Origin of the sequence: Streptomyces sp. NPDC001292, assembly GCF_042896465.1 — a bacterium.
Lineage (GTDB): Bacteria > Actinomycetota > Actinomycetes > Streptomycetales > Streptomycetaceae > Streptomyces.
In genome coordinates this window covers 22,312-28,632 of sequence record NZ_JBIAXG010000073.1, presented here as the reverse complement: position 1 = coordinate 28,632, position 6,321 = coordinate 22,312, and the positions used below count along the sequence as shown (strand labels likewise).

The following is a 6,321-nucleotide window of genomic DNA, read 5'->3' as shown; positions in this document are numbered from 1 at the left end:
AGCGGCCTGGATCAACAAGCCGGCACCAGACGGCCCACTGATCCCGGCACAGCGTTAGAACGATCTACCTGCCTTGATCGCTTTGACAGGTTCCGCGCCCAGAGCTAACGACCTTCGGGGCAATTGAGGTCGGGGCGTACTGGCCTGGGGGTTCGACTGGTGGGTGATTCAGCAGGCCATCGCGCGGACGGTACGAGTTCCGTGCTTGTGGTGCGGCGGGTGGCTCGCCGTGCGGATCGGTCGGAGACGAGGGAAGCGATCGCGAGATGGGTTTCGGCGTAGATCTCGCGGCGTCCGGTGAAGCGGCGCAGGGGCGCCCATTGGCGGAGTTCGGCGTTGGTGTGCTCCACGCAGATCCGGGCCGAGGACTGGCGCCGCCGCGTCTCCCGCCAGGCGTACTTGTCGCCGTCGCACGCCTCGTCCTTGGGCTTCTTCGGCGGGGCGATGACCTGGCCGGGAAACTCCTTGGCCAGGCCGACGTATCCGGAGTCGACCTTCGCTTTCACCTTCGGGCGGAGGCGGAACTGCTCGGCGATACCCTCACTGCGCACGGCGGTCTGGTCGTGCATACGCCCGGGCCTGACTACGCCGGACAGCAGCATCCGACCCTGTTGGTCGCTGAACGTGGTGGTGACGAAAGGCCCGCCGTCCCGGGCGTCCCGCCCTGGGGCGGCGTACCTGGGTCTCGGCTCCGTCGAGCCGCAGCTCGATGTCCTCGGCCTCGGCATAGGCGAAGACGTCCTCGATCGTCTTCATCCGCAGTCCGGGCTGGTCTGGGATGGCGAACCCGCGCTCGGCGAGCAGGACCCGTACCTCACGGAGGGCGCCGGAGACGGTGGAGCGGTCCACGGCGAACAGCTCGGCCAGCGCGGCGTGCGGCAGATCGTGCCTCAGGTGGATCAAAGTGACCAGCAGCCGGTCGGTGAAGACCAGCTTTTGCTTGCGCCCGGCCCCCGCCGCCCTCTTGCGGACACTACCCCGCCGCTCAGCCAGCTGCGACTCCCGTGCCGCCTCCCACCGCGGCGCGAGCTCCACGAGCAACTCGCCGAAATGTGCACGGGAGACACCGGTGAAGGCAGGATGGGACAGGGCGGCACGATTCAGGAAGTTCACGCCGTCCGATCGTGCCACCCACCACTGACATCCCGTCAACCCCGCTCAACTGTCCCAAGGCCGTAACGGGCATCGCCGGGCGATGCGCATCGTCCAGGAAGTGAGGCACCCATGGCGCCGTATGACGTCAAGGGAGAGCGGAAAGAGTTCTACGCACCCAAGAACACGGCGTGGGCCATCGTGGACGTTGCCGAGCAGCAGTTCATAGCCATCGACGGTACCGGGAACCTCAATACGGCTCCCGCCTACGCCCACGCGGTCGAGGCCCTCTACGCAGCCGCCTACACCCTCAAGTTCGCCAGCAAGCGCACAGCGGGCGGCGATTTCGTCGTCGCTCCCCTGGAAGGGCTGTGGTGGGCGGACCGGTACGAAGCCTTCACCAGCGGAGCCAAGGACACCTGGAACTGGACCATGCTCATCAACATGCCCTCCTGGATCACCAAGGAGATGATCGAGGACGCTAAGCAGACTGCGCTGGCCAAGAAGAAGATCCCCACGATCTCCCAGCTCCGGCACCTCACCCTCCACAAAGGCCCCAGCGCCCAGGTGCTGCACATCGGCTCCTACGACGACGAGGCACCCGTGCTGCACGAACTCCACCACTCCTACCTCGCCGCCAACGGCCTGCGTCCATCGGGGCTGCATCACGAGATCTACCTCAGCGCCCCCCGCAAAACCGTCCCCGAGAAGCTGAAGACCATCCTGCGCCAGCCGGTCGAACACCTCGACAGGTAGTCACACGGCCGCTGCCGTACTTGCGCCGGTCCGCACGATGGCCTGCTGAATCACCCACCAGCCGAACTCCCGGGCCAGCCTGCCCTCAACTCAATTGCCCTCAAGGCCGTAAGGACGTCTTCCCCGCCTGCTTGAGGCTGCGTTGCGGCTCCTGCCGCAGCAGCTAACCCGGCCGACGCGCGGCGCCGGGCAATCGGCGGCACCCGCACCGTCCCACCGGTGGCAGATTTGTCCGGCAAACGCGGAACGGCTGAAAAGCGCGGCTTCAGCTGATTGTCCGGCGGAAAGAGATACCTCGTCTCAGCGAAGGGAGAGCGCGTGTCACGACGCGACATAGAGAAGATCCTCAGTGAGCTCGGTGAGATACGCCGGTCCCTCGGCGATCCGAACACCGGACTCACCGCGTTCCGGCAGGACCAGGACGCCCAGCACCGCAAGGTCCTGGAACACGTCACGTATAGCACCACCGGCGTGCGGGAAGAGAACCGTGAACTGCGGCGTCGGCAGGAGAAGATGCTCGGCGACCTCGGCGAAGTCCGCGCCGCGGTGGAGGGGCTGCGCCGCGAGATCGCCCAGGCATGGGCGCATACCCTCAGCATTCCACACATCCCCGGGACTCCCCCGCCGGTCGGCCGGCTGCCGGACCCCGAGAACGGGCGGCCGGCTCTGGAACCAGGCGGCGACGGCGTGGCCAGCGAGAAGCGGAAGGACGATGCGAGCGTGCCGGAAGAGAACGCGCCAGAGGTCGTCGATGGCAGTGAGCCCAGCAAGCCTCAGCTCCACGACGACCCTTCCCCCGAAGTGACGGACAGCGCAGCGCAGCAATCGATCGCTCCCGCGGTGCAGACACCGGCCGACTCTTCCCCGGAACTAGCCACCACCGCCACGTCGCCAGCACCGGTGCCCGATGACGACAGCCCGGCTGCCCCGGAGACCCGGGCCGCTCAGACGCCCGGCACCGCGGCGCCGGCCGCCCCCACAGACGCCAAGGCCGCAACGAACGAGGACGCCCGCCGCAGGGAGCACCTGGACAGCCTACTCGCCGCGGCCGCGGTCTCCTCGGCCAGGCTCATCTGCCACAAGGACACCTGGGCGTTCCTAATCGAACAGACCCTGCGTCACGCTCACTTCCGGCTTCCCGACCGCATCACCGACACCGACGACGGGAAGATCGACACCCACCTCTCCGGCCGTTCCCTGCTCGCCGTCCTGGTCACCACCCACCAGATCCTCAACCAAGGCGCCGACGACGACCCGGCTGCCTGGGCCCTGGCCTCGGCCATCAACCGCCGCACCCGCCAGGCCGTCACCTCCGCCACCCTGCCCCGGCCCGACGATAGCGACGTCACCACCATCATCCTCGACGACCGACCCCTGCCAGCCGCCGACTGAGACGCCTGGCGTCATCCACGGGCCGCCGCCCGGCGGTGAGCGAGGTGGGGCCACCGCAGCCGCGGCAGCGTGAAGAGGCGAAGGATGCAGGGGCGTCGGGTACGACGAAGCCGCGCCCGCATGGCGGATGCCGGCTTGGTGCAGGCAGGCCACGCGCCAACGTGGATCTGCCAGCAGTCGGCCAGTAGCCAGAACACCCCCGCGTCGGCGGCGAGGACGCAGATGCTGTCACGGATTCACCGGCCGTCTCAGGAACACCCCTGTCGGGGACGGCTGAAAAGTGGACCAGTAGCGATCGGGGTCAAGCTCCAGTCCAGGGAAAATGCCGCGATCTTTGGAAGCGGGGACGTGCTGCCAGCCGGTAGTGGAAATAGAGCTCAGCGACAAGGTCCCGCTTGGAGCCGGGCGGCAGCAACATCATTATTTACTAGGCATTCGAAGCATTCGCGGCATCCGACAACTGTGCCACGGACAAGCACAGTTTTGGGCTACGCCCGGGTGGTGACCGTATGCGCGTGCCGCTGTTAACGTCCGTCGCATGAAGCGCACCGTCACTCGTCCTCACAGCTGTTCTTGTAGCGCTCGCAGCGTGCTCTCCTCTTCCCTCGGAAACGGAGGGAACATCGACTCCTCGCCCTCACGTGGTCGCCGGTATCGATGGTGAGTCCCTGAGCGAAGCGGAACGTCGATACCTGGACGACGTCCTGGAGAAGGCCTCTGGTACCAAGTCCGGTGCGAAATGGAGGAAGAATGCCACTTCAGCGGACAAGGGCGCTCTTGACATGATTTTCGACGGCGAGAGATTGACGTTCTGTGGAGGCACCCCGCGACGCGATCGGGACTCCTTCATCGCACAAATGGGGCAAGATGTGGGGAGGTTCACGTTCATTCGCCAGGAAGCCGCACGCGAACACCTGTGCTGAAACTGGCTCCTGAGTATTTTCACTCAAGCCGTCGCCCAAATGGACGAGCTGTGCCCTGGAACGGTCGGGCACGCTGATACGCGACGGCTGCGGATGGAAGACCTGCCGCCTGAGCCACTGACCGGATCAGACACGAATGGTGGTAATGACGTCCCGTCTTGCACGGGTCGGCCAGGTGGCCTCGGCCACCACCGCCCTCTTGGGTCGTGGTTGCCATCTGTCTCCTGGCCGCCCTCGGGCATACGGAGCAGATCACGGCTGTGGCGTTGTTCGGTGCGACCGTCTTCGCTGGCGGCACGATCGTTGATGGCGATTCTTGAATATGACCAGCGGTGCTCTTCGCCCCATTTCGTGGACAGTCCCGCAAAGATCGCGTGGCAGGGAGGCAGCTCCGTCGACCGGATGGCGACGCGGCATGATGGCCCGCGTGACCAACGATGCGGATGCACATCCCGTACGGATAGCCGGCTACCACGACGGTCCCTTCGGCCTGAGCCCCGAGCTGCTGGACGAGAGGTTGTTCTGGATGGGGCACCTCTACCCCTGTGCCGAGGGTGAGGCCGGTGGGCTGATGTTCGGACCCGGCTATGCCTGGGCGGACCACCGGGCCTATCGAGAGCGTCTGTGGCAGCGGGCCGACTGGCCCGTCTTCACCATCCCGCTCGCTGGAGGTCACCAGCTCTACGTCGTCTACCGCGCCGTTCCTGACGAGGTGGGGGTCGACTATCTGGTGAACCACCCCAACTGGGAACGAGCCGAGCTGCTCGCGCGCGACGACGGGCACTTCATGGGCCCCGGACTGTCCTGGCCGGACCTGGTCACTGCTGCGGACAACGGCCTGCCCGGCGGCACCGTCGCAGACCCCCACGCCCGCCTGTTGCTCCTGCTGCCCGCCTTCGGGGACGCTGCCGCACCGCCGGAGGCCGTCGACCGCCTGGCCGCAGCATTGCGCGCCCGCCTCGGCTCGCAGGCTGCCGTGCCGCTCGCGAGGGCCATGCTCGAAGCTCAAGGGCTAACCGGTCCGGTGCGCTGGGCAGCGACGGAGAATGGCACGCGGATCAACGACGGCAGATACTCGTTGCGCAACCCTGCCAATGACATCGCCCTGCCCAGCTACCGCTTGGCCCGGGTGAGTGCCGCACTGGACCAGGTGAACGGTCGGGGCGTGATCCGCCCTGAGAGGATCTCGCCGTGACTGGAGTGATCACGGCAACGGCACCGTCCTGGATAGCACCATTCACCGGGCTACGCCCGCGCGACTTTCGCAAGCTGATCACGATGCTGCGCCGGGGGGCCGATCGTTCTCGCCGAGGGCGGCCCTGGTCACTGCCGCTGGAAGACCGGGTGCTTCTGGTCGCTGCGTACTGGCGGACCAACCTGACCCTGCGCCAGCTCGTCCCGCTGTTTGGCATCTCCAAGTCAGCTGCTGACCGAGTCGTCGATCACATCGGGCCGTTGCTGGCGCTGAAGCAGCGGCAGCGCTTCCGCGCGGGCACCGTGCTCATCGTCGAGGGGACGCTGGTGCCCACCCGCGACCACAGCATCGCCGAGCGGTCCAAGAACCACAGGTACTCCACCAACCACCAAGTGGTCATCGACGCTGACACACGGCTGGTCGTCGCGGTCGGACGGCCGGTGCCGGGCAACCGGAACGACTGCAAAGCGTGGGGCGAGTCAGGTGCCGCAGCCGCGGTTGGCAAGACCACCACGATCGCCGACGGCGGCTACCCCGGCACCGGTCTGGTCATCCCACACCGGCGGCCCAAGGGCGGCGAGCTCACCGACTGACAGGCCGGCACGATCGCGAGCACAAACATGTCCGCGCTCGGGTCGAGCACGTCTTCGCCCGGATGAAGACCTGGAAGATCCTGCGTGACTGCCCGCTCAAGGGAGACGGCGTGCACCACGCGATCCTCGGCATCGCCCGCCTGCACAACCTCCGCCAGGCCAGTTGACCGGCCCGCCGCCCAGACCACTCGGTAGCTGATGCCTCTCTCGGAACACCCCCGCGTCGGCGGGGAGGACGTGTACTGGGAGTTCTTCTCGACCTTGGGGAGCGGAACACCCCCGCGTCGGCGGGAAGGACCCGGTGCCTGTGTCAGCAAGGAGTCCGCATCGCGGAACACCCCCGCGTCGGCGGGGAGGACTGCCGCAGCAG

At 67.0% G+C, this 6,321-nt stretch carries 5 protein-coding genes, 1 pseudogene and 1 CRISPR repeat array (1 of these 7 only partly in view); of the genes and pseudogenes, 4 read left to right on the top strand and 2 right to left on the bottom strand.

All coding sequences use genetic code 11. The features are described 5' to 3' along the window. Positions 1-104 precede the first annotated feature (104 nt). Positions 105-569, bottom strand: a complete 465-nt coding sequence (locus ACFY4A_RS39970) for a transposase (RefSeq protein WP_390834226.1) — start codon at positions 567-569, stop codon at positions 105-107. Further along, complete coding sequence (locus ACFY4A_RS39965; protein ID WP_390834225.1) at positions 541-1,113, bottom strand: transposase family protein; 573 nt, start codon at positions 1,111-1,113, stop codon at positions 541-543. Before ACFY4A_RS39965 ends, ACFY4A_RS39970 begins: the two co-directional genes overlap by 29 nt. A 111-nt stretch (positions 1,114-1,224) precedes the next feature. Here ACFY4A_RS39965 and ACFY4A_RS39960 point away from each other — a divergent pair, with 111 nt between their 5' ends. The 4 genes and pseudogenes from ACFY4A_RS39960 to ACFY4A_RS39945 all read left to right on the top strand — a co-directional run bounded on the left by ACFY4A_RS39960 (position 1,225) and on the right by ACFY4A_RS39945 (position 6,118). Next, on the top strand, positions 1,225-1,848 hold the full coding sequence (locus ACFY4A_RS39960) for a GyrI-like domain-containing protein (RefSeq protein ID WP_390834224.1): 624 nt from the start codon (positions 1,225-1,227) through the stop codon (positions 1,846-1,848). 318 nt (positions 1,849-2,166) lie between these two features. Next, a complete protein-coding gene (locus ACFY4A_RS39955) occupies positions 2,167-3,240 on the top strand; it encodes a hypothetical protein (RefSeq protein ID WP_390834223.1) in 1,074 nt (357 codons plus the stop codon). Positions 3,241-4,590: 1,350 nt separating this feature from the next. Continuing rightward, entirely contained in the window at positions 4,591-5,358 is a 768-nt protein-coding gene (locus ACFY4A_RS39950; RefSeq protein WP_390834222.1) for a hypothetical protein, read from the top strand. 83 nt (positions 5,359-5,441) lie between these two features. Continuing rightward, positions 5,442-6,118, top strand: a pseudogene (locus ACFY4A_RS39945) (transposase). Positions 6,119-6,159: 41 nt separating this feature from the next. Next, positions 6,160-6,321: a CRISPR direct-repeat array (repeat unit 29 nt; unit sequence CGGAACACCCCCGCGTCGGCGGGGAGGAC); it runs 172 nt beyond the window's last position.

Coding starts and splice junctions, on each gene's coding strand:
- ACFY4A_RS39970 (WP_390834226.1), bottom strand. CDS start 569: ATGCACGACCAGACCGCCGTGCGCAGTGAGGGTATCGCCGAGCAGTTC.
- ACFY4A_RS39960 (WP_390834224.1), top strand. CDS start 1,225: ATGGCGCCGTATGACGTCAAGGGAGAGCGGAAAGAGTTCTACGCACCC.